Origin of the sequence: Dyadobacter flavalbus, assembly GCF_006149045.1 — a bacterium.
Lineage (GTDB): Bacteria > Bacteroidota > Bacteroidia > Cytophagales > Spirosomataceae > Dyadobacter > Dyadobacter flavalbus.
The window spans coordinates 83390-105670 of the sequence record NZ_VBSN01000019.1 but is presented as its reverse complement, the minus strand read 5'-3'; the positions used below and the strand labels follow the sequence as shown (position 1 = coordinate 105670).

General features: G+C 46.0%; 18 protein-coding genes. 3 read left to right on the top strand and 15 right to left on the bottom strand.

Annotation, left to right across the window (positions count from 1 at the left end; translation table 11 throughout):
• Nucleotides 1-21: 21 nt before the first annotated feature.
• The 5 genes from FEM33_RS03170 to FEM33_RS03150 all read right to left on the bottom strand — a co-directional run bounded on the left by FEM33_RS03170 (nt 22) and on the right by FEM33_RS03150 (nt 9308).
• Nucleotides 22-744 carry a hypothetical protein gene (locus tag FEM33_RS03170; protein WP_139010662.1) on the bottom strand — a complete coding sequence of 241 codons (723 nt, stop codon included), beginning with the start codon at nt 742-744 and terminating at the stop codon, nt 22-24.
• A gap of 296 nt (nt 745-1040) precedes the next feature.
• Entirely contained in the window at nt 1041-3215 is a 2175-nt protein-coding gene (locus FEM33_RS03165) for a c-type cytochrome domain-containing protein (RefSeq protein WP_139010661.1), read from the bottom strand.
• A 12-nt stretch (nt 3216-3227) separates the two neighbouring features.
• Nucleotides 3228-4682 (bottom strand): DUF1501 domain-containing protein, encoded by a 1455-nt coding sequence (locus tag FEM33_RS03160; protein WP_139010660.1) that lies wholly within the window; start codon nt 4680-4682, stop codon nt 3228-3230.
• A 54-nt stretch (nt 4683-4736) separates the two neighbouring features.
• Complete coding sequence (locus FEM33_RS03155) at nt 4737-7058, bottom strand: PSD1 and planctomycete cytochrome C domain-containing protein (RefSeq protein ID WP_139010659.1); 2322 nt, start codon at nt 7056-7058, stop codon at nt 4737-4739.
• A gap of 477 nt (nt 7059-7535) precedes the next feature.
• Nucleotides 7536-9308 (bottom strand): DUF885 domain-containing protein, encoded by a 1773-nt coding sequence (locus tag FEM33_RS03150; RefSeq protein WP_139010658.1) that lies wholly within the window; start codon nt 9306-9308, stop codon nt 7536-7538.
• A 611-nt stretch (nt 9309-9919) separates the two neighbouring features.
• On the opposite strand from FEM33_RS03150, the gene FEM33_RS03145 reads away from it, so the two are divergent.
• Nucleotides 9920-10531 (top strand): class I SAM-dependent methyltransferase, encoded by a 612-nt coding sequence (locus tag FEM33_RS03145; protein WP_139010657.1) that lies wholly within the window; start codon nt 9920-9922, stop codon nt 10529-10531.
• Nucleotides 10532-10551: 20 nt separating this feature from the next.
• Complete coding sequence (locus FEM33_RS03140; RefSeq protein ID WP_139010656.1) at nt 10552-11493, top strand: nucleoside hydrolase; 942 nt, start codon at nt 10552-10554, stop codon at nt 11491-11493.
• 8 nt (nt 11494-11501) lie between these two features.
• Here the strand turns inward: FEM33_RS03140 and FEM33_RS03135 are convergent, their stop codons facing one another.
• Nucleotides 11502-12734: a multidrug effflux MFS transporter gene (locus FEM33_RS03135; RefSeq protein WP_139010655.1), complete on the bottom strand. Its 1233-nt coding sequence runs from the start codon at nt 12732-12734 to the stop codon at nt 11502-11504.
• Nucleotides 12735-12955: 221 nt separating this feature from the next.
• Between FEM33_RS03135 and FEM33_RS03130 the strand changes: the two genes are divergently transcribed.
• Complete coding sequence (locus tag FEM33_RS03130) at nt 12956-13810, top strand: dienelactone hydrolase family protein (RefSeq protein ID WP_139010654.1); 855 nt, start codon at nt 12956-12958, stop codon at nt 13808-13810.
• 74 nt (nt 13811-13884) lie between these two features.
• Here the strand turns inward: FEM33_RS03130 and FEM33_RS03125 are convergent, their stop codons facing one another.
• The 9 genes from FEM33_RS03125 to FEM33_RS03085 all read right to left on the bottom strand — a co-directional run bounded on the left by FEM33_RS03125 (nt 13885) and on the right by FEM33_RS03085 (nt 22277).
• Nucleotides 13885-14181 (bottom strand): hypothetical protein, encoded by a 297-nt coding sequence (locus FEM33_RS03125; RefSeq protein WP_139010653.1) that lies wholly within the window; start codon nt 14179-14181, stop codon nt 13885-13887.
• Between the two features lie 133 nt (nt 14182-14314).
• Nucleotides 14315-16543 carry a sodium-translocating pyrophosphatase gene (locus FEM33_RS03120; RefSeq protein WP_139010652.1) on the bottom strand — a complete coding sequence of 743 codons (2229 nt, stop codon included), beginning with the start codon at nt 16541-16543 and terminating at the stop codon, nt 14315-14317.
• 246 nt (nt 16544-16789) lie between these two features.
• Entirely contained in the window at nt 16790-17980 is a 1191-nt protein-coding gene (locus FEM33_RS03115) for a DUF2062 domain-containing protein (protein WP_139010651.1), read from the bottom strand.
• Nucleotides 17981-18044: 64 nt separating this feature from the next.
• Nucleotides 18045-18401, bottom strand: coding sequence for an ApeI family dehydratase (locus tag FEM33_RS03110; protein ID WP_139010650.1), 357 nt, complete (start codon nt 18399-18401; stop codon nt 18045-18047).
• Between the two features lie 18 nt (nt 18402-18419).
• Complete coding sequence (lolA2, locus tag FEM33_RS03105; RefSeq protein WP_139010649.1) at nt 18420-19052, bottom strand: flexirubin biosynthesis/transport protein LolA2; 633 nt, start codon at nt 19050-19052, stop codon at nt 18420-18422.
• The gene (locus tag FEM33_RS03100) at nt 19039-19809 is read right to left on the bottom strand and encodes a polysaccharide deacetylase family protein (RefSeq protein WP_139010648.1); all 771 of its coding nucleotides are present in this window, start codon (nt 19807-19809) and stop codon (nt 19039-19041) included. The genes lolA2 and FEM33_RS03100 overlap by 14 nt, the downstream gene beginning before the upstream one ends.
• A complete protein-coding gene (locus tag FEM33_RS03095; protein WP_229214062.1) occupies nt 19799-20764 on the bottom strand; it encodes a beta-ketoacyl synthase chain length factor in 966 nt (321 codons plus the stop codon). Before FEM33_RS03095 ends, FEM33_RS03100 begins: the two co-directional genes overlap by 11 nt.
• Nucleotides 20765-20817: 53 nt before the next feature.
• Nucleotides 20818-22002: a beta-ketoacyl-[acyl-carrier-protein] synthase family protein gene (locus FEM33_RS03090; RefSeq protein WP_139010647.1), complete on the bottom strand. Its 1185-nt coding sequence runs from the start codon at nt 22000-22002 to the stop codon at nt 20818-20820.
• A gap of 17 nt (nt 22003-22019) precedes the next feature.
• Complete coding sequence (locus FEM33_RS03085; protein WP_139010646.1) at nt 22020-22277, bottom strand: phosphopantetheine-binding protein; 258 nt, start codon at nt 22275-22277, stop codon at nt 22020-22022.
• Nucleotides 22278-22281: the final 4 nt, after the last annotated feature.

Genomic DNA, 22281 nt, shown 5'->3' with positions numbered 1-22281 from the left:
TAAAACTGATAGATGGATTGTCTAATTTATTTGCTTAACTGCAGTGGGGGAAATAAAAATATTGGTATATGCACTACCAATCGTAACCCATCCAGGATGATTGACTTTGAAAAGTATCTCAAGAGTCGGTTCTTCCGCCGTAAATGCAATTGTTTTCTTTATCCATTGCTCAGGTTTGCTTTTTAAATCAATATGTTCGACAATAAGGAATCCAAATAAATTGGTCTCACTTCGTAACTGAAAGTAAACTTCTTCTGCCAAGAGTGCCTTTTCTCCTCCCTGGTAAGCTTTGTTGGTAGAGACATAAAAGGTCAGCTCGTATTTTTTGCCTGGTTTCAGATTCTTTATCTGGCTTTCTGCCCAACATGATTTATTTTCAGAGTTGTAGGGACTGTATTGGGTTTTAAGAGTAATAAATTTGGTAAAACCCGATTCCGGTGAAGCCAGGTTAGCTGTTAACCAGGGTGTATTTGGATTGCCACCCAATGCATGAACATCCGAAGTAGCATAATTTTTTAAAGAAGTCCAGCCATTTGGTAGAGATTTCATGCCGGGCTGTCCAAGCGTAGGCGCAAGGTACACTGGCTGAATAGGATTGATGCTTTCTCTTAAATTTGAGCTTTTGTTAACAGCAGCTTCTGGCACCGGTGTTAGTGCATCTTCTGAGCAGCTGTTCATCAGGAGTACAGTTGAAAGACAAACAGAAGTCAGGCCAAATGAGAGGCGCTTTGTAATTTTTACCATTGTAAAAAGTGTGTTATATGAATGATCAAGTAAACCCTTGCTGACAAAGATTATCAAAATATCTTTTTCTTAATTAGGGATATAGCAGGAGGCTGTTTTGAACTATCCAAAGGTTGGTTTTTAAATCTCTGCCCATTTATTTCTGTGAACAAAGCACCGTATGGCAACTATCACCTTGCGCCTGAAATTTGTGAAGTGGTAAAAACGAGGCAGTGACGCGGTAAACAAACCAGTATACGCCGTAACGTTTATATAGTCATTGCAGCCGTGCATTCAAAAAGTGTAAGTTTCAGGTTTTAATTCAGGAACATTTCATCCACAAGCAACAGCGCTTTGCCGCCTTTGTTTTTGTGCCATTCCGGAATCTTGTTCAGCGGCTTTGCGACTATTTTCAGACAGGAAACGGTTTGCGGCTTAAACTTGCCTTCCATCGTTTTCAAAGAAGGCTTATCCCCTTTTGCAGGCATTGCCGTTTGGAACTTTGACAGCAATTTCATGCTTTCAGCATCTTTTCCGCCCCAAACTTCCACGGTTTCAGGAGGAAAAATGCCGGTATCTTCTTCAATCATATAATGAATGCCGACGGAGGAAATCAGCGCAGGTTTTTTGAATTCCGAAACAAGGATCATGTCGTTATCCTTTACGGCGGCCCAGTTATTGGCCCAGGCGGGATTGTTGGCGCCGATTACGCCCAGTTTCCGGTCAAAAAAAGTTTTGGCGCCCGTTGCCTGATGCACGCGGTTCAGCGGGGCAAGCAACTGCACGCTGTCGGGCTGAAGGCTGCTTTTGTACACATCAAATTGCACCGTTTCACTTCCGTACCAACCGTTTTTGAACGCTTTTGCCTTGATATTTTCACTTTTGGTCAGCAGCATTTTATCACTGACTAATGGCGATTTTACACTGTCCGGTTCACTGCCGTCCATTGTATAACGGATTTCAACGCCGTTTATCGGATGTTTCAGTTGCAAAGCCATGGTTCCGGCAAATACGGGCGAACTGTTTTTCATCTGCGGCGGGTTCAAACGCAGCATATTTTTGCCGTCATCTTTAAAACCGCCGATGATGGCCAAATTGCCATTGGCCTTCTGAAGCTGTGCGATTTCCGGTTCTGATAACGGCGTGTTCCAGACGGAAACCGTTTTCAGGTTTTTAAATGCCGGAAGCAATGCGCTGAGTTCACCGTATTTGATCTTCGTTCCTGAAATAGCCAGACTGGAAAGGTTTTTCAACCCGGTCAATGCTTTCAGTCCGCCGGCCGAAATTTCGGTAAAGTTCAGGTTCAGCCTTTGCAGGTTTTCAAACTTTCCGATGATTTCAAGATCGGCATCTTTTACCGGCAATTTATTCAGGTTCAAGGAAATTACTTGCTTTCTTATACTTTCCAGATCATTCAGCTGCCTGGAAGTATACGTTGCCCGGTTGTAAATATTGACGGCCAGCGCAGGAGAATTTTTGGCAACCGGAACAATAGTCCGGTAATCCGAATTGAGTGCTGTAATTTCATCTTCATCGGCAGGCTCAAAATCATACGCTTCCATTTGACCCGCTGGCCGAAGATACGCTGCTGCCAGAAACCGGAGCGAGTCATTTTCCGGATATGAAGCCAGTTTTTTATCAATTTTTGCCTGATCTTTAATCCAAAGGTTAAGAATTGCCGTTTCCTGTGGCGTAAGCTGCGGCTTTCCGATCGGCGGCATGTGCTTTTTTTCATCATTTGGCAAATGAATGCGCTGAAGAAGCAAACTGATTTCCGGATTTCCGGGAACGAGCAACTTTCCCGATTTGCCGCCTTTCAGCAGAGATTGTGCGTCCGTAAGGCTCAGCTGACCTTTCATTTTGTCCGGATTATGACAACTTGTACATTTTTGTTCCAGAATCGGCTGCACAATGTGGGTAAATACAATGGCCTCATCCGGTGAAACAGCTGCGGCCTCTTTCGTAGATTCAATCGGCTCCCAGATGAAATTCATGCCGTGCGTCAATGCCGCGCCGTAGTGCCCGGTTACAACCAATGCCGCGACGGTCAGCAGTGAGCCGGCTTTTGCAACCGGCGCTTTATACCAGGACGAATTTCGAATGAAGTAAATAAAGGAAGCAAAGAAGAAAATTCCGACTCCGGTCCACTTGTGATACGTCAGGATTTCGCCTTCGTATCCTTCTTCCTTTGAAAGAAACAATCCCATTATAACCGTAACGGCAGCCAGCAGCGAGCCCGCAAGCAGCAGATTATGAAGAAAATTCCTGTAAAAAGGATTTTTGGCATACTCCGGACGAAAGCTGAAAAATTCCAGCAGCATGGCCAGCAACAGAATGACAATCGGGAAATGCAGGATCAGCGGATGCATGCGGCCGATGGTCTGAAGCCAGGCCGGAATCACCAGTTTATTTTCAAAAAGAAGCAGAAACAGAATAAAGATTTGGGAGGCGATCAGAAGCTGTCCGGCAAAAGTCCTGAATTTTGAATGCATTTAAATCCTTTATTAACTGATAATATCTCTAATAACTTTGCCTGAAACGTCGGTCAGCCGGTACCTTCTGCCCAGATGCCTGAAAACCAGCTTTTCATGGTCAAGCCCGAGCTGATGCAAAATAGTTGCCTGAAAATCATGCACATGCACCGGATCTTTTACGATGTTATAGCCAAGTTCATCGGTTTCTCCGTACACCATACCCGGTTTTATACCGCCGCCGGCCATCCAGATGGTAAAACAGCGCGGATGATGATCACGACCGTAATTGTCGGCAGTAAGCTTGCCTTGCGTGTAGCTCGTACGGCCAAACTCCCCGCCCCAGATCACAAGCGTTTCATCGAGCAAGCCTCTTTGTTTCAGATCCGTAACCAGTGCGGCAGAAGCCTGATCCACGTCCATGGCCTGTTTGGTTATTTCAAACGGAAGGTTTCCATGCTGGTCCCAACCCTGATGATAAAGCTGTACAAAACGGACGCCGTTTTCGGAAAGCTTGCGCGCAAGGAGGCAATTAGCGGCATAAGTTCCCGGAACAAGGCATTCCGGCCCGTATAACTTGACGATATCATCCGATTCACGGGACAGATCCATGACTTCCGGAACGGCAGTCTGCATGCGGTAAGCCATTTCGTACTGCTTGATTTTCGCTGCAATTTCCGGATCGCCGAATTCCTGATAGGAAAGATCGTTGAGCTGCGCCAGATTGTCGAGCATGTCGCGGCGTTCCTGTCGGTTCATGCCGTCGGGATCGCGGAGGTACAATACCGGATCTTCTCCTTTGCTGAACTGAACGCCCTGATGCACAGAATCCAGAAAACCGTTGGACCACAATTTGGAATAAACGCCCTGCCCGTTTCCTACGCCGCGCGACAGCAGTACGGTAAAATTCGGAAGGTTTTTATTTTCATTTCCCAGCCCGTAACTCAGCCACGAACCCATGCTCGGACGGTTTCCCTGCTGTGAACCCGTTTGCAAAAAAGTTAACGCCGGATCATGGTTAATGGCTTCCGTGTACATGGATTTGACAAAGCAAAGGTCATTGACGATCCTGGCCGTATAAGGCATCAGATTACTTACCCAGGCCTGAGAATCGCCGTATTGTTTGAAATCCACGAACGATCCCACCAGCGGAAAAGATGCCTGATTGGCCGTCATGCCGGTAAGCCGCTGCATGCCGCGTACCGAAGGCGGAATTTCCTGACCAAACATTTCGCGCAGTTTGGGTTTGTAGTCAAACAGTTCCTGCTGCGAAGGCGCGCCGTTCTGGAACATGTAAATGACCCGTTTTGCTTTCGGGGCAAAATGGGGAATGCCGGGCGTGAGTCCCTCTTCGTCCCTGTTTCCGCCTTTCAGCAGATCGGGCATGAGCAGCGAGCCGAGTGCCACACTTCCAAGTCCGAGGCTCATCGAGGATAAGAAGCGCCTTCTGTTAAAACTGAACCCGTGTTCAAGAATTTCTTTTTCCATGCTTCGGACGGTTGGCTCTCGGCATTAGGCTTCAAGCATTCGGATGATTTTCAGTTATGATTTGGTGATCGTTTCTTCCAGATTGTAAATGGTCGAAATCACACGCATGAAGGCAGCTGCGGCCTTTTTATCCAGATTTTTGGTAAGTGGGTACTCTCCTGCCGCAAGCATTTTTTCAGCCGACTTTGGCTGAATGCTTTTCAGTTGCCTTTCGTAATAGGCGGTCAGAATATCCAGCTCCTTTTCACTTGGCTTCCGGCAGACGATCAGCCGGAAAGCTTTAGTTATTTTATCTTTATCTTCACTTTTTTCCTGCAACAGTTTTGTGGCCAGCACTCTCGAAGCTTCCAGCACGGCAGGGTCGTTCATCATCACCAGTGCCTGAAGCGGCGTGTTGGTTTTAAGTCTTTTTACTTCGCATAAATCCCGGTTACTTGCATCAAAAATGCTCATGGTAGGCGGCGGAACCGTTCGTTTGATCAGCGTGTACATGCCGCGTCGGTACAGCGCAGAACCGTGATCCTGATTGTAAACGGAAAGCAAACCTCTTCCTGAAGTGGCACCTTCCCACAAGCCCGCCGGCTGATAAGGCTTCACGCTCGGGCCGCCGATTGTTTTGTTCAGTAATCCGCTGCTTGCCAGCACAAGATCTTTAATGAATTCTGCATGGATACGATAGCGCGGGCCTCTTGCGAGTAAAATATTGTCGGGATCTTTTGCCAGTTTTTCCTTGCTCACAACAGCCGATTGCCTGTAAGCGGCCGTGGATACCATTTGCTTTACAAGCCGTTTGATGTCCCAGTCGTGCTCCATAAAATCGGTTGCAAGCCAGTCCAGCAAGGCAGGATGGGAAGGCAGTTCACCCTGCATGCCAAAATCTCCGGAGGTTTTTACAATCCCTTTTCCAAAGAATTCCTGCCAGAGAATGTTTACATAAACCCGTGCAGTCAGCGGATTTCGTTTGTCAAAAAGCCATTGCGAAAGTCCGAGCCGGTTTTTAGGATATTTTTTATCAAAAGGCAAAATGGAAGCCGGCGTTCCGGGCTGCACTTCATCGCCCGGTGCATCGTACACGCCGCGGTTCAGAATGTACGTCTTGCGCGTCGTATCCAGATCGCCCATGACCGATACGATCAGCTGATTGGTATCTGTTTTGTTTACAAAGCTCAGAATGCCTTTCACATCCTCATCGCTGATCTCCATCAACGGCTTTTTGGCGTACGTTTCCGGCCCGCCGATTACGGATTCAATACCGACTTCTTTTACGTTGTTAAAAAACGCAAACATCTGATAATATTCCTTTTGCGAAAAAGGATCGTATTTATGATCGTGACAATGCGCGCATTCCAGCGTAACGCCCAGAAGCCCTTTTCCGAACAGATCGTTACGGTCGGTAACATACATGATCCGGTATTCTTCGGGAATGACGCCGCCTTCTTCGGTGATTTTATGGTTCCGGTTGAATCCCGTTGCAAGCAGCTGTTCCTTCGTTGCGTTCGGCATCAGATCGCCCGCAAGCTGCCAGCTCACAAAATCATTGTAATGCATGTTGTTGTTAAAAGCATGGATAACCCAGTCGCGCCAGGGCCATTGCGTGCGGTAACCGTCATCCTGATAGCCGTGCGAGTCGGCATAACGTGCCAGATCCAGCCAGTGCAAGGACATTTTTTCACCATACGCCGGACTTTTCAGCAACTGATCGATCATGCGTTCGTATGCATCAGGCCGCTTGTCTGCCAGGAATTTGTCCATCATTTCAAGCGTGGGCGGCAAACCGACCAGATCGAGGCTCAGCCTTTTCAGAAGCCGTTCCTTGTCCGCTTCTTCATTGGGCTTCATGCCGTTTTCTTCCAATTTTTGCAGGATGAAATAATCAATTTCATTCACCGGCCATTTTTTGTCAGAAACTTCCGGCAAGGCGGGTTTTTTCGGCGTTACAAATGCCCAGTGCTTTTCATACCTGGCACCTTGCCGGATCCACTTTTCGATCAGGCCGATTTCGCGCTGCGTCAGTTTCAGATTGGAGGCCGGCGGCGGCATCAGCAATGCCGTGTCTTTGGTCGTCATGCGCAGGTATGCCTGTGAAAATTCCGGCTTTCCTTTCACCAGCGCATGGGCTTCCGGATTTTCCTGCAATGCTTCAAAGGCACTTTCCTCCACATCCAGCCGGAGACCGGCTTCCCGTTTGTTGGCATCGGGACCGTGACATGCGAGGCATTTGTCGGAAAGGATCGGACGGATATCAAAATTATAACTGACCTGATCAGGCAATTTCCTTTCCGCCTCCTGAGTACCAGGCGCTTTGTTGCAGGATTGTATGGCAAAAGCAATTCCGGCCGTGAGAAGCGTTATGATAAATCCTGTCTTCAATTTCATAATTAAGGGTTCAGGAACGTAGCAGGACATTTTTTCATTAATATAATTAATTAATTAAAAAAATGTACATTTAATGGTACAATTTGTCTTTTCTAAATTTTACAACTGTCCTGCACTGTACTGTTCCGCATTCCCAAACTGACGGGAACTTCAGGTTATGATGCAAAGCAGGCGATGCGCCGCATGTAAGCGCAATCGTACATGGCGACGGACTTGCCTTGTTGCGAAAAGTGAAAAATACGTGATCCGGAAGACGAGATTTTCAGCAGGAAGAAAAATGTTCAGACCGTGCAGGTGGAACGGAAAGGCGCTGAATACACCATGCATACAGCAGCCAAAGGCCAGCCATTGCAGCCCGTCGGTTCACGCGTGATAAAAATCTGGATAGATAAATTATCCAGGTATTTATATACGCACAAAACCCGGACATCGTGGAAGAAGCCCGGGTTCAGTTAATAGTAAGAAGCTAAAAAAGAATCAGCTTTTGCTGGCAATCCATTTGTTGACCTTGTCTTCCAGAATTTCCAAAGGAACGCATCCCGATTCAAGCACCAGATTGTGAAACTCACGGATCTGAAATCCGGAGCCCAGTTTCTTTTCGGCTTTGGATCTTAATTGTCTGATTTTCAGCTGACCGATTTTATAGGATAAAGCTTGCCCGCCACCGGCCATATACCGCTCGATTTCCGCCGTAATACTTTCTTTCGACTCGGCTTCATGATCCAGTGAATACTGAATGGCTTTTTCTCTCGACCAGCCTTTGGAATGGATTCCCGTATCCACAACGAGACGGATGGCGCGGTGCATTTCGCCGCTCAGCATGCCAAAATACTGATACGGATCGGTATAAAGGCCCAGTTCCTTGCCCAACGATTCAGCATATAGCGCCCAGCCTTCCCCGTAAGCACTGTACCAGAGATTTTTACGAAAGTCGGGAAGCGCCGTATTTTCCTGCTGAAGAGAAATCTGATAATGGTGTCCGGGAATGGCTTCATGCAGGAAAAGGCTTTCATCCGAAACAATATTGTACTTTTTCACATCCGGAATCGGAACGTAGAATACACCCGGCCTGGAACCGTCCGGCAATCCTGAATTATACTCCGCAGATGCCGACGCCTCGCGAAAAGCTTCCGTTCTGCGTACTTCAAAAGCGGTTTTGGGGGTAAGGTCAAACAGCTTTTTCAGGTTCGGCTTCATGACCTCGTGTATTTTGTTGAAATGGGTAATTACTTCCTTCGGCTGTTTGAACGGCATCAATTTCGGATTGGCGCGCACAAAATCGAAAAAAGATTTGAGGTCACCTTTAAAGCCGACCTGCGCTTTAACTTTTTCCATTTCCGCAGAAATTCTTTCTACTTCGCTTAGTCCTAGCTTATGAATTTCGTCGGACTTCATATTGGTTGTCGTGTAGTATTTTATGTAGTAGTTATAAAGATCTTCTCCATTTGGCAGCGATTTGAACCCGGCCGTATTTCTTCCGGCAGGCAAGTATTCTTCTTCCACAAAAGTATGCAGCTTTTTGAACATCGGAATTACCTTGTTTTCCACCATTTCTGCGTATTCCTTTTTCAAACGGGACTTGTCCTGTGCTGAAAAGTCTTTCGGAAACTTTTTTACCGGTGCATAAAACAGATGTTCGTTAACCGGCCCGTGATCCATTCCGGCCAGCTGCGGTATCATTTTCCGGATCAGGGAAGCCGGCAGTACATACCCTTGCTGGATTCCTTTACGCATATTTACCTGGGCCGTATCGCACCAGACGACAAACCCGTCAACGCGTTTCTGCCAGTCTTCGTAATCTTTCACCGTTTTGAACGGCTGGCTGCTGCTTCCGCTGGCCAGTTGGGAAATAAACAGGTGCTTGGAAAAAATCTGGTTTAAAGGCATTAGTTCAGTCGGATATTTCAGTTCCGCAAGGTTAATATTGCATTCCCACAGCAGAATATCCCAGCTGGTCTTGTCTTCATCCGAAAGCTTTTCACGGTCATACCTTGCAAGTTCCGCCTTGTATTTTTTATAAAATTCTTTCAGTTTAGCCCTTCCATCTTCTGTAAGTTCATCAGACATGCGGTCATTGTAACGGTTGTCCCCGTTAACGGTAGCTTCCAGCGGGTAAAGCTGAAGCCTTTCTTCATAATAGTTTGTAAATACAGATTTTACGGGAGGTAAATAGGTTTCATTGGCAGTTTTATGCTTGCAGGATTGCAGTGCAATGATGAAAATAAAGAATGCTAAGAACAGATTTTTCATGCGGCTGACGATTTTTAAATCGCTGTAAAATAACACAGAAGAATATTATTAAGGCCGATTTTACACAAAAAATGCCGGAAAGAAGGCAAATTCTGCCGTCATTCAGCCGTATTCCGCAGTTATGTCGATCAGCCTGTCATATTAATTATCCGGTCAACAAAAAGCTTTAACTGAATGATTCCAGCTATATGGATGCCTTGCAACGTACTATTTTGTCGTACGTAAATCCGGCGATCCGAAATATTTATTAACCGGTTCCATTCAGCAATACCTTTCGTTTTTGTTTGACAAGCGGATCACTACTTTGTACGATATGGAAGAAAAGCCGCTTTGCAGGCGAAAAAATGCCGGATGATTGTCCGCTGAATTCGTAAATTTGAAAAATGCACCAATCAAACAATAGGAAAGAAACGGTTACATTCTTTCTCCGTTTTCAGAAAGTACAATCGTATCATGCGGAACAATGCAACTTGCTTTAAATAATACCAGGTTACAAGTATATAATTCTATATTTACCATTTGGTTGGCGTATTTTAAGCCGGACATTGCTGCATGGATCCTTATGTCCGATCCTATTATTTTACAGTTTAAACATTAAAAGTGCTACAGACATGGGACTCAGAACTTATATAAATGATCATTTTATTAAAGACATCGTACCTTACAAACCCGTGAAGCTCAGCAAACCTAAAAAAATGCTGGAAATCGTGTCGGCATGGAAAGGTCTGGAAATGATCATTGCGGATATTATTGAAAGATTCGGGCTGAAAAATGAAAGCTGCATTGAATTCGGCGTCGAATTCGGTTATTCGGCTGTGGTGTTTTCCAATTACTTCAAGTCCGTTACAGGCGTGGATACTTTCGAAGGAGACATTCATACCGAAAACAAGGCTGAACATTTTCAGGAAACAAGCAACAGACTGGCTGAATACCAAAATATTGTGCTCGTCAAATCGGATTACCGAGACTGGATAAAACGCGACAACAAACGCTACGATCTTGCGCATGTAGACATTGTGCATAACTATAAAGAAACTTTTGAGTGCGGATTATGGGCGGCGCAGCACAGCAGCTGTACCATTTTTCATGATACCGAGAGCTTTCCGGAAGTAAGAAGGGCTGTGAAGGACATTGCGGCCGAAACGGGCCAGAAACTTTACAATTATCCTTATCATTACGGATTGGGAATTCTGGTGGATAAAAAGTCAATTGGTAAAAAGTAGTTACTCGGCGTTACAGGCATATGACAAAAAAAATTCCGGTAATTATCGACTGTGATCCGGGGCATGACGATGCACTGATGCTGATGCTCGCATTTGGAAACGGCCTTTTTGATGTAAAAGCGGTGACCATTTCTGCCGGCAACCAGACACAGGAAAAAACATTGAACAATGCGTTAAAAATCCTGACGCTGATCGGTGCGCATGTGCCCGTTTACAGAGGTGCGGAAAAACCGATGTTCCGTCAGCTGATTACGGCAGATTACGTTCATGGCGAAACCGGGCTTGACGGACCTTCACTTCCAAAAGCCACACTGACAGCGCAACCTGTAACGGCCTGTGAAGGCATTGCAGAAATCCTGACCCGTGCTACTGAAAAAGTGACGCTTGTGCCGACCGGACCGCTGACCAATATTGCTATTTTCCTGCTTGCTTATCCGCATCTTAAAAATAAAATTGAAAGAATTTCCCTGATGGGCGGCGGCATATTCCGGGGCAACATGACGCCGCTTGCGGAATTCAACATTTTTGCTGATCCGGAAGCGGCGGCTGTCGTTTTTTCATCCGGAATCCCGATAACCATGTGCGGGCTTGATGTCACGCACAAGGCACTGGTTTTTCAGAAAGATATAGATGCACTGAGAAAAATCGGAAACAAGTCTGCCGCTGCAGCCGCAGATCTGATGGATTTCTTTTCCATTTTTTACAGGAAACACCGCTCCGAGCTGGACGGCGGCGCTGCACTGCATGATCCGTGCGCCATTGCATGGCTGATTAATCCGGACATTTTCCGGACCAAACCTTGCTATGTTGCCGTGGAAACAAAAGGTGAACTGACCAGAGGGACAACCGTTGTTGACTTTTACAATGTACTGGAAATGGAGCCGAATGCCGAAGTTGCTTATGACATCCAACGGGACGAATACATCACCATGATCCTGAATGCCGTCCAAAATCTGCCATAAACCTTTTTTTACAACAAGACGGAAACTTCCTCTTCCACCTTTCTTCGGCTCGAATGATACCTTACAACCGCGTTGCCCGTATGCAGAATGAACAGGCCGCCCAGTGAACAAAAGGCCATCATTCCGACCATAGGCAAGGCCGTATTGTTATGTAAAAAACTCACAATAGCCGAAATAATAGCACCGGAGCCCATTCTCCAGCTTCCCATTAAAGCAGACGCGCTCCCCGTATGCTTGCTGAAAGGTGCCAGCGATAATGCAGAAGTATTCGGGCCGGTAAGTCCCTGTCCGATCAGAAAAACGAACATCATGCCGATAAGTGAGTAAAGTCCGAACCAGTTGTTATAAACACCCGCGATCAGGATCAGCCCGACAATGCTCTGGTAAAACAGGGTTGTTTTGATGATCTGCTCGCTTCTGTATTTTTTAAGAAGAAAATGATTCAGCTGCGTTGAACCGATCATGGCAAATGCAAGAAATGCAAATATCCAGCCGTACTGCTGTTCACTTACTTTGTAAATGTTCATGAATACATCCGAAGAACCGGCAATGTATGCAAACGGAGCTGCGGTTGCCAGTCCGCCGGCAAGCGTATAAATCAGAAACTGAGGCTGCCTGATGACAGTAAAATAGCCGGACAATACTGCTTTTGGCCGTAAAGAGACCGACGTATCAGCCTGACGTCCCGTTGGCAGAAAGAAATAAATGGCTGCCATGATCATGGAAACGATCCCGGCCAGAATAATAAATATCCAGTGCCACGAAATGACGCCCGTAACATAGCCGCCTACCGTTGGTGCGATCATCGGAGAAACGGCGATCACCAGGGTAATCATGGAAAAAACTTCCGCCCGCTTTTCAGAAGGAAAAAGATCGCTGACCAGTGCCTGTGAAGCCACAAGACCTACACACCCGCCCATGGCCTGGAAAAAACGCATCAGGACAAGTTCATCGACAGAAGAAGTAAATGCACAGCCTACGGACGCCAGCACATACAATGCAAGCCCGAAAAAAAGCGGTTTTTTACGACCGAAACGATCCAGCAAAGGGCCGTAAAGTACTTGCCCGATGCATATTCCGATGAGGTAACTTGTTAAGGATAATTGTACTTTATCAATAGTTGTTTTAAGATCGGCAGCTATCCGGGGAAAGCCCGGAAGGTACATATCGATGGAAAAAGGGCTGACTGTTGCTAGAAAACCCAGTATAAGAATGATAAAAAAATATTGCTTGCGATTCATGACCAAATATAAATTACTGAATATTTAACGGGCGCATTACGGCATTAAGTTCCTGTTTTTTAATAAGTACAATATTTTCATCAATGATAAATACTCTTGCATGCAGATGACCCTGTCTTTCAAAATGGATGGTTTTGCCTGCATGCGGCAGAACTTCAGTTCTGTTTTAATTTACATATATTTAAGCCAGAGATATTTTTTCAAACTTTTAAGCCTTAACAATGAGAACCATTTTTATTCTGCTGACCATCTTTATGTTCAGAATGTTCCTGCCTGAACCTGTAACCAAAACGCTGACAATCCCTGTTTGTCACACGCCTGCTGCTGCCAATGACATGTCTGAACTGGCAGCAAATGCGGCGTTTCAGGCTCTTCATGAAATTCCCGTTCCTTTTAAATATCAAGGCAACGGCGAAATGATCAGTTTTCCGACTCCTGACGGTAAAACAGGTTCCGGATTTTTGATAAAGTCTCCTAAAAAATCGGACAAATGGCTTCTGGTATATCAGGAATGGTGGGGACTGAACGATCACATCAAGCAGGAGGCAGCCAAACTGCACAAAGATCTGGGCGATGTAAATGTGCTTGCACTGGATATGTACGACGGAAAAGTGGGAACCACGCGCGAGGAAGCCGGCCAGCTTATGCAGAATGCATCTGCGGACAGACTTGCTTCCATTACAAAAGGCGGACTGAACTATGCAGGTAAAAATGCCAGAATCGCCAGCATCGGATGGTGTTTCGGCGGAATGCTGTCATTGCAGTCTGCCATTGCAAGCGGCAAACAGGTTGCGGGCTGCGTCATGTACTACGGCCGTCCGGAACAGGATGTGGAAAAACTGAAAACGCTGCAAACGGATGTACTGGGTATTTTTGGTTCGCAGGATCAGGGCATCAACCCGGAAGTTGTGGCAAAATTTGAAAAAGATATGAAAGCAGCCGGAAAGCAGGTTACCATTAAGATGTACGATGCCGTTCACGGATTTGCCAACCCGAGCAACCCGAAGTACGATGCCGCCGCTACTGAAGATGCTTATAAATTGTCTCTGGCCTATCTTAAAAAGAAACTCGGATAACCGGATGCATTACCCATAAAAAAATCCCGGCATTGCTGTCCGGGATTTTTTATTTTATTGCTGAAAAAAACAGATTAATCCTGTGCTTTCTTCTTCACTTTTTTTGCTTCGTCTCTGGTAGCATCGTATGCTTTTTCAGCGCCTTTCTCTACTTTCTTGGCACCTTTCTTCATACCTTTGCCTACCTTGTCTGCGCCTTCGCTGGTTTTGTCACCAACTTCCTTGGCATCTTTCTTAATTTCCTGACCAGCCTGTTTTCCGGCAGCCTTCGTTGAAGCTACGGCTTTGTCTGCTTTTGTTTTTGCCGATTCCTGTGCAAATGCCGCAGTCGATAATCCAATCAGTGCAGCCATAACAAATATCTTCTTCATGATCTTCTATTTGGTTGAGAATGAATATACTTGATCATTGATCAGCTTTTCAGCAAAGCTGCATGTCCGTATATTCCCGAACAAAAATCATTCCAGAATCTGAAATCAGGATTTTCTTGGATGCTGCAAAGTATTATTTTTTAAGCTGCATGGCATAATCAGCAGTTTCAACTTTACTGGTTTCTGCCGGTTTATATTTTTTTGCCATTTCAATCTTATGAGTTGGATTATTGAGGATGCCTGATTCTCTGTCTTCCACGGCAATATGCGGCGCAATGACGAGCGAAACAATGGACATCAGTTTGATCAGGATATTCATGGACGGGCCCGAAGTATCCTTGAATGGATCACCGACGGTATCACCCGTAACCGCAGCTTTATGCGGTTCCGACTTTTTATAGTACGTAACACCGTTGATAACCGCTCCTTTTTCAAAGGACTTTTTGGCATTGTCCCAGGCGCCGCCGGCATTGTTTTGAAAAATCCCCATCAAGACGCCTGAAACGGTGACGCCGGCCAGCGTTCCGCCCAGTACTTCCGGCCCGAAAATAAATCCTACGATTACGGGAACAATCAAGGCGATTAACCCCGGAGCAACCATTTCGCGAATGGAAGCCTGTGTAGAAATGGCAACACATTTATCGTATTCAGGCTTTGCCGTTCCTTCCATAATGCCGGGGATTTCACGGAACTGCCTGCGAACTTCCTCAACCATTTTCATAGCCGCACGGCCAACCGCCGCAATGGCCAGCGAAGAAAATATGAACGGGATCATGGCGCCTACAAACAAACCGGCAAGCACGTTGGCCTTGTAAATATCGATGGAATTAATTCCCGCTACGCCGCAGAATGCTGCAAAAAGCGCCAGGGACGTAAGTGCCGCAGAAGCAATGGCGAACCCTTTTCCCGAAGCCGCAGTCGTATTTCCTACCGCGTCCAGAATGTCTGTACGGCCGCGTACTTCCTCCGGCAGATAAGCCATTTCAGCAATTCCTCCGGCATTATCGGCAATGGGGCCAAAAGCATCAATGGCAAGCTGCATGGCCGTTGTAGCCATCATTCCGGCAGCCGCAATGGCCACGCCGTACAATCCTGCAAATTCGTAGCTGATAAATATCCCAGCAGCCAGCACAAGCGTCGGAACAACGGTTGATTCCATTCCCACAGAAAGTCCGCCGATGATGTTTGTCGCATGCCCGGTCGAAGACTGATTGACAATGGACTGAACCGGGCGTTTTCCCATGGCGGTATAATATTCCGTAACCGTTGACATGATGGCACCGACAATTGAACCCAGCAAAATAGCCCAGAAGACATCTATTGCGGTAAAATCAACGCCCCGGATCGTGAGCGTGCCTTCGGGCAGCATCCAAAAAGTAAGCGGATAGCTTGCGATCAGTACGATAATGATAGAGCCCCAGTTGCCGCGGTTCAACGCAGCCTGCACATTGCCTTCATCGTTACTGACGCGTACGAGCAGCATACCGATGATGGATGCGATCAGGCCGATGCCGGCAATGACCATCGGCAGCAAAATCGGTGAGATACCGCCGAAATTATCCGTGGATTCCGAAATGATTTCACGGCCTAAAACCATCGTCGCCAATATCGTAGCCACGTAGGAACCAAACAAATCGGCACCCATTCCAGCAACGTCGCCCACATTATCGCCCACGTTGTCGGCAATCGTTGCAGGGTTGCGCGGGTCGTCTTCCGGAATGCCGGCCTCCACTTTGCCGACAAGATCCGCGCCTACGTCAGCCGCTTTGGTATAAATGCCGCCGCCTACGCGCGCAAACAATGCGATGGATTCGGCTCCCAGTGAAAAACCGGCCAGCACTTCCAGTACTTTTTCCATGCCGAGCCCGTTTACATCGCTGCCGTCGGTTACAAATACAGAATATAGAATGATAAACAGGCCGCCAAGTCCGATTACGGCAAGACTGGCAACGCCGATACCCATTACCGAACCGCCTGTAAATGAAACTTCCAGTGCTTTGGTAAGACTGGAACGCGCGGCCTGCGTCGTGCGAACATTGGATTTCGTTGCTATGTTCATTCCGATGTAGCCGGCAAATGCAGAAACAAACGCGCCGATTACGAAAGATATGCCGATAAATGCACTGGAATTTTCAACAAGTGTGCCTGAGTAACCTAATAAAATACTGACTATAATACCGAATACAATGAGTACGCGCCATTCGGCTTTCAGGAAAGCCAGCGCACCGTCTGCTATGGCGTCCGATATATTTTTCATTTCCGGGCTTCCTGCATCCTGACGGACAACCCAGCCTCTTTTGAAGAACATCACCAGCAAGCCTACGAGGCCAAGTGCCGGCACCAGATAAGTAATGTTACTCATACGCTATTCAGAATTTGATTAAAGGTTTTATAATTCTCGTAAATATAGAGAATGGGACCTCATATTAAAGGCTGGAACCGCTAATTTTAGATTAATTCGTATAGATTTTATGATATTTTCCAGAAATGTTGTAGTCCAAAAAGGGTTATTATGCTACAAACAACTTATTACCAACGGTTTATAAGTTTAAACTTCTCACTCCAATAAATATCAATTTTAAACGATATAATTGTTCTAAATACAGAATTACTTGATAAAACCGGGGAAATCGAGCGTTTTTTCTTTCTTACGCGTAACCGATAAAATCAGATAAGTAAACAGAAATCCGAGTGTGCCTGCAACAACAGCGAGCAACGCGCCGCCGATAAAATACTGTAAAAAATTAACGTGAATGGATTCGAGCGTAAGATTTTTGAAACTGTTCACCTGCGTACCGTTTTTGTAGAACAGGCCTCCGAATTTGTAGCTTCCGAAAATAATGAACGGAATGAACGGCGGAATGCTGATATTGGCCGCAGCCAGAAAAAGGACTTTGTTCATTTTGAAATAAACCGCAAGCGGAATCCCGATCAGCAGCTGAAATCCCCATACCGGAAAAATCCCCATGAAAAAACCGAAACCTACCGAACGGGCTTTGCTGAGATTGGATTCTTCGGGTTTTACAGCTTCATGCCTGATGATATTCCAGAGTCCTTTCTTCTTTACACGGATAAAAATCCTTCTGGGCAGATAATACAGCAAAGTAAGGATCACAAACCAGGTGTTCAGGATACTGATCCGGGTAAAATCAATAAACGGCCGGAAATGCGTTACTCTTTCTTTTTTGTCATAAATCACATGGATATGGATCGGAACGACGGGAACATTTTGCCATGCCATTTTCACGATCACTTCAATTTCTGTTTCAAACCGGGTTGTAAACAAGCGGATTTTACGGAGCGGTTCCAGCGGGTACAGGCGGTAACCGGTCTGCGTATCGGGCAAAGTCAGACCGGTTTCGACTTTATACCAGAAATTTGAAAATTTGTTTCCAAACGAACTTTTTCCCGGCACACCTTCCTGTTCCATATCCCGCGAACCCATAATCAGCGCACCCGGATGCTGGCTGGCGGCGTCTGTAAAAAGCGGAATATCCGAAGGAAGATGCTGTCCGTCCGAATCAATCGAGATGGCGTTTGCATAACCCAGCCTTATGGCTTCCCGGAATCCTTTCCGCAGCGAATAGCCTTTTCCGGAATTACGCTCATTGTTCAGAACGGTGATTTTTGAAGCAAACTCTGCCAGGATCATTTCCGTTTCATCCGTTGAGCCGTCGTTGATAACAATCACATCTTGTCCGTCTGAATACCTCAGCACCTCGGCAATAACATTCCGGATCGTTTTTGAATTGTTGTAAGTCGGGACAATGATACAGCAATGGATATCCTTAAGGGTCATTTTTCAGATTGATTGGGCTGGAATAACTGGCAATTTGCATCCAAATGTAAGCATGCTGATGACTTTACAGATAAGTTGCCTGCACTTTAAAGAAAATCACTTCCCCGGATTCTGCACTTGCGGTAACTTCCATACTTTCCGATATACGCCACTTGATATTGATCCGTATCAGCGGGTTTTCCACAGGGTTCAGAATATGAAGGAACTTGCATGACCGCAGCGTATCAAGCCTGATCTTTTTATGAAAATGCTGTTCCAGCAATTCCTTTACAATCTGAAGCTGTACGACACCCGGCGTCACCGGCATACCCGGAAAATGTCCCTGAAACAAGCGATGCGAAGCATTCAGCCTGATTTCGGAAACCAGTTTATCCTCCGACTGGTTAAAATTTATGATGCTGTAAAGATCGTTCAGGAACATGCAGTGGCCGGATAATACTTACAGATTTTGAAAAATGCCGTCGTTCAGAGGCTGGTTTATTTTTTCATTCTGGAATTTCATGATGCTTCTGTCGCCGTTCTTTTCGAAAAAAGAAAGCTCTTTCAAACGCATCGTATTTTTGGAAAACACCAGCTTTACACTTGTATAAATGTTTTTCAATCGACGGTTAACGGGCGTAAGCACAATCATATACTGATCTTCACTTTCCAGGCAGCTTTGTGAAAAGGCCTTGTTCTGCTGAAAATCACCGTTGACAAGCCCGATCATCAGTTCCTTGATCTGGCCGGCCATTTTGCCCGCCTGCCCTACTTTCTTTTCTTTTCCGCCTTCCTGAATCCTGAGATTGTCGCCGCTGATCAGAATGACGTATTTAGCCGGAAGTTTTTGTTCCCAGCGCATTTTGTCCTTCTTCTTATAATAAAATACGCCGGATGAACGCTCGGGTTCTTTCAAAACCGAGAGGTACTTTTCTTCGGAAAATGAAGCCTGAACGGATGAAGTGGTTTCAGAAGCTTGTCGCAGTTCCTGCAGAATTTTGTCAGGCTCGGCGGCAGGTCTGAAATGCTGGGCATGCAACTGAAAAAACCCTGAACAGATCAGTAAAAAAGGAAGTAACCTATATATTTTCATAGGGTTCTTTCTGAATAAGTTTGGAAAGCGATTCGATACGGATTCCTTTCTGCCGGCAATGTTCAATGACATCTTCCAGCGAATCAGCCGTTACGCTCCGGTTATCGTGCAGCAAAACAATATGCCCGGTTTCAATTTCCGAAATGATCTTGTTGATGATCTGATATTTGTTTTCCGCTTTGGTGTCGAGGCTGCGCAGAGACCAGCCGATGGAATTCAGCCCGAGATCTTTCAGAACGGTTGCATACCTCGGATTGGTAACACCGAACGGCGGCCGGAAAAACAAAGGCTTCTTACCAAGAATATCAGCGATAACCGCATTGCATTTCAAAAGCTCGGCCTTCAGCTTTCGAGTTGGGAAAAATGCCGTAAAATAATGGTGACTGAACGTATGGTTGGCGACGATGTGACCTTCTTCATCCATTTGCCGCAGCAGTTCAGGATATTTTTCTGCTTTTTTGCCGATTACAAAAAATGCAGCCTTGATGTCTTTTTCTTTTAGAATATGAAGAATTTTCGGTGTGGTATCCGGATCGGGGCCGTCGTCAAAAGTCAATGCAATGGCCTTTTTTTTACCGTAATTGATGGATTTAAGAAAGTAATTGGTCTGAATATGAAAGGAACCGTAGGCGGTCAGACCCAGATATAACAGTATAATGATCGCAAAAACGATCAGAACAAGTCCTGTTTCCCAGAATATGATTCCACTCAGGGCAAAAACAGTAATGGCGGTAAAGGTTACAATATTATGCTTCAACGGATTGTACGAGAATGAGACCCAAATTATGCTGAATCAATGAATTACAAATCAGAATATTCTTTAAAGATCGTGTGTGCTGCATTTTGTCAACGGCAAAGTGCAAGGCAAAAGCCGATGCCGTCGGATAAATGCCCGAGTACTTCAGGTAATTTATAACATGCAGATTTTCCATCTTCCAAAAGGACTGAAAACCCTTCTCTTCATCTTCCGTTCCAACGATGGAACCGGCATATAAAACCAGATCCAGATCCTCCGGACTTACATTGTTCCTGTCCAGAAACGCCGTAATTTGCTCCGGTATATTCTTTACAAGGCCCACTGCTTCGGCATCTTTAATCCCGGCCAAAGTTTGATCCGACTTTTCAGCTGAAAGTATAAAAAATGATGCCCCGGAAGTAAATCGGGAATCTGACCGGACATTTAATTGCTTTGAAATTTCGTCCAACAAGGCTATATGTTCGTCTGCAGCACCGGCAAGAATGTGTTTTTCGCCTTCATCAATCAGCAGCATGGCGTCCAGCAAAGCATTTTCGAAAGAAACGGAATTCTGCGTATGCGTCATGTTATAACCGTGATTTCCAAGACTGAGCGAAATCTGTCCGGCCATGGTATTATGCGTAGACTGAATAAACGAAGTCGGAGGCAGTAAACCTTTGACCGTTAAGGCATGGTTCAGAAACTTTTCTGTATCCAGCAGGCAACCCAATCCCGTTCCGACCACAATGGCATCCGGATGTTCGATCCCGCCTTGTTTCAGGCACGCTCCGGAACAGGCAACGGACATACGGAGTATTTTACTCATTCTGCGCAGCAAACCGGGCTCAATATATTCCTTGTAATCAGGATTAATCAGTGCAGAACCGGCATGCAGCGGTTCGATCATGCCGGAAAAACCCGGATTCAGAAATGCAGGCTGATGAGAAATCGTGGAAGCGGCAGAAATGTAATACAAGTATGTAATGCTTAAATGTTTAGAATTTCTGTTAGCGGAAAGATAGAAAATGATCAGGCATGATCTGAAAAAACCAGTGAAGAATTGTTTCCGCCAAAACCGAAAGAGTTGGAAAGCACCGCATGAACCGGTTTTTCTGCCTGCAGAATCGTGACCGGTTCAAGTCCGGTCTCCGTTATCGGAGTACTGAAATTGATATTCGGATAAATCAGTTGGTTCTGAATGGCAAGAACGGAAAAAACGGCTTCCACTGCGCCGGCGGCTGCGAGGGTATGGCCTGTAAACGATTTGGTTGAGCTGAATGCAGGCACCTGATCGCCAAAAACGTTTGTCAACGCAACAGATTCCGAAAGGTCATTGTTTTTTGTACCGGTTCCATGTGCATTGATGTACGAAATTTGCGACGGACTGATACCGGACTTTTCTATTGCTTTCTGCATAGCGAGCGTTGCGCCTTTTCCTTCCGGCGAAGAAGCCGTCTGGTGAAAAGCATCCGCCGCATTTGCCCAGCCATTCAGAAAAGCCAGCGTTCTGTTGCCGGAGAAGCGGATGCTTTTTTCATTTTCAAGCAGCAGGAAGGCGGCTCCTTCTCCAAGGTTCAGCCCTTCCCGGGATTCGTCAAACGGCCGGCACCATTGTTCGTCGTAAATCATCAGCGAGCGAAACCCGTTTACCGTAAAATTCGTCAGCGCGTCTGTTCCGCCAACCAGAACCCGGTCCAGTTTTCCCTGCATCAGCAACCTTGCCCCGAGCATAATGGCATTTGCACCAGACGAACAAGCCGTTGAAAGCGTGTTTATGTAGCCCGAAATTCCCAGTTCTGCTGCAATACGTTCCGTAGTGCTTCCGCTGTCATGCGTTCCGAGCATTGCAAAATCCGCATCCGTTCCATCCAGGTATGCATTGTAAAACTGCTCGCTCTGATCCATCCCGCCAACCGAAGTAGCAGAAATAATGCCCGTTCTGATCTGATTGTGCTGCTTTGCATTTCCATAGGCTTCCCGCGCAGCTTTCAGTCCAAGCAAGGTAGTACGCGAAATGAACTGGCTTTGCGTTTTTGATTCCTTTTTTAAAACCGGATTTGTTGCTTTTACCGCACCGGCCAGAAAGATTTTATCATCATCCAGAAACGAGAATGGCATAATGCCGGTTCTGCTTTCTTTCAATGCAAGCAGGTTTTCCTGAACGCTCAGTCCGATGGCAGAAACGACCCCGATTCCGGTTATGCGCACACTCATTGCTTTTTATGGTAAAATCAGCCTTTTCTTTTGAGGATATATTCGGCCATTGAATTAACAGACCTGAAGACTTCCTTGCCTTCTTCCGGTTTTGTAACCTGAATGCCGTGGTATTTTTCGAGCAGCACAATAAGTTCCAGCGCATCTATCGAGTCCAGCCCAAGGCCTTTGTCGCTGAACAGCAAGGTGTCGTCGTCGATATCGGCCGGTGTAATTTCTTCCAGATTGAGCTGTTCGATCAGTTGTCTTTTAAGTTCTTCCTTTAAATCATCCATGACT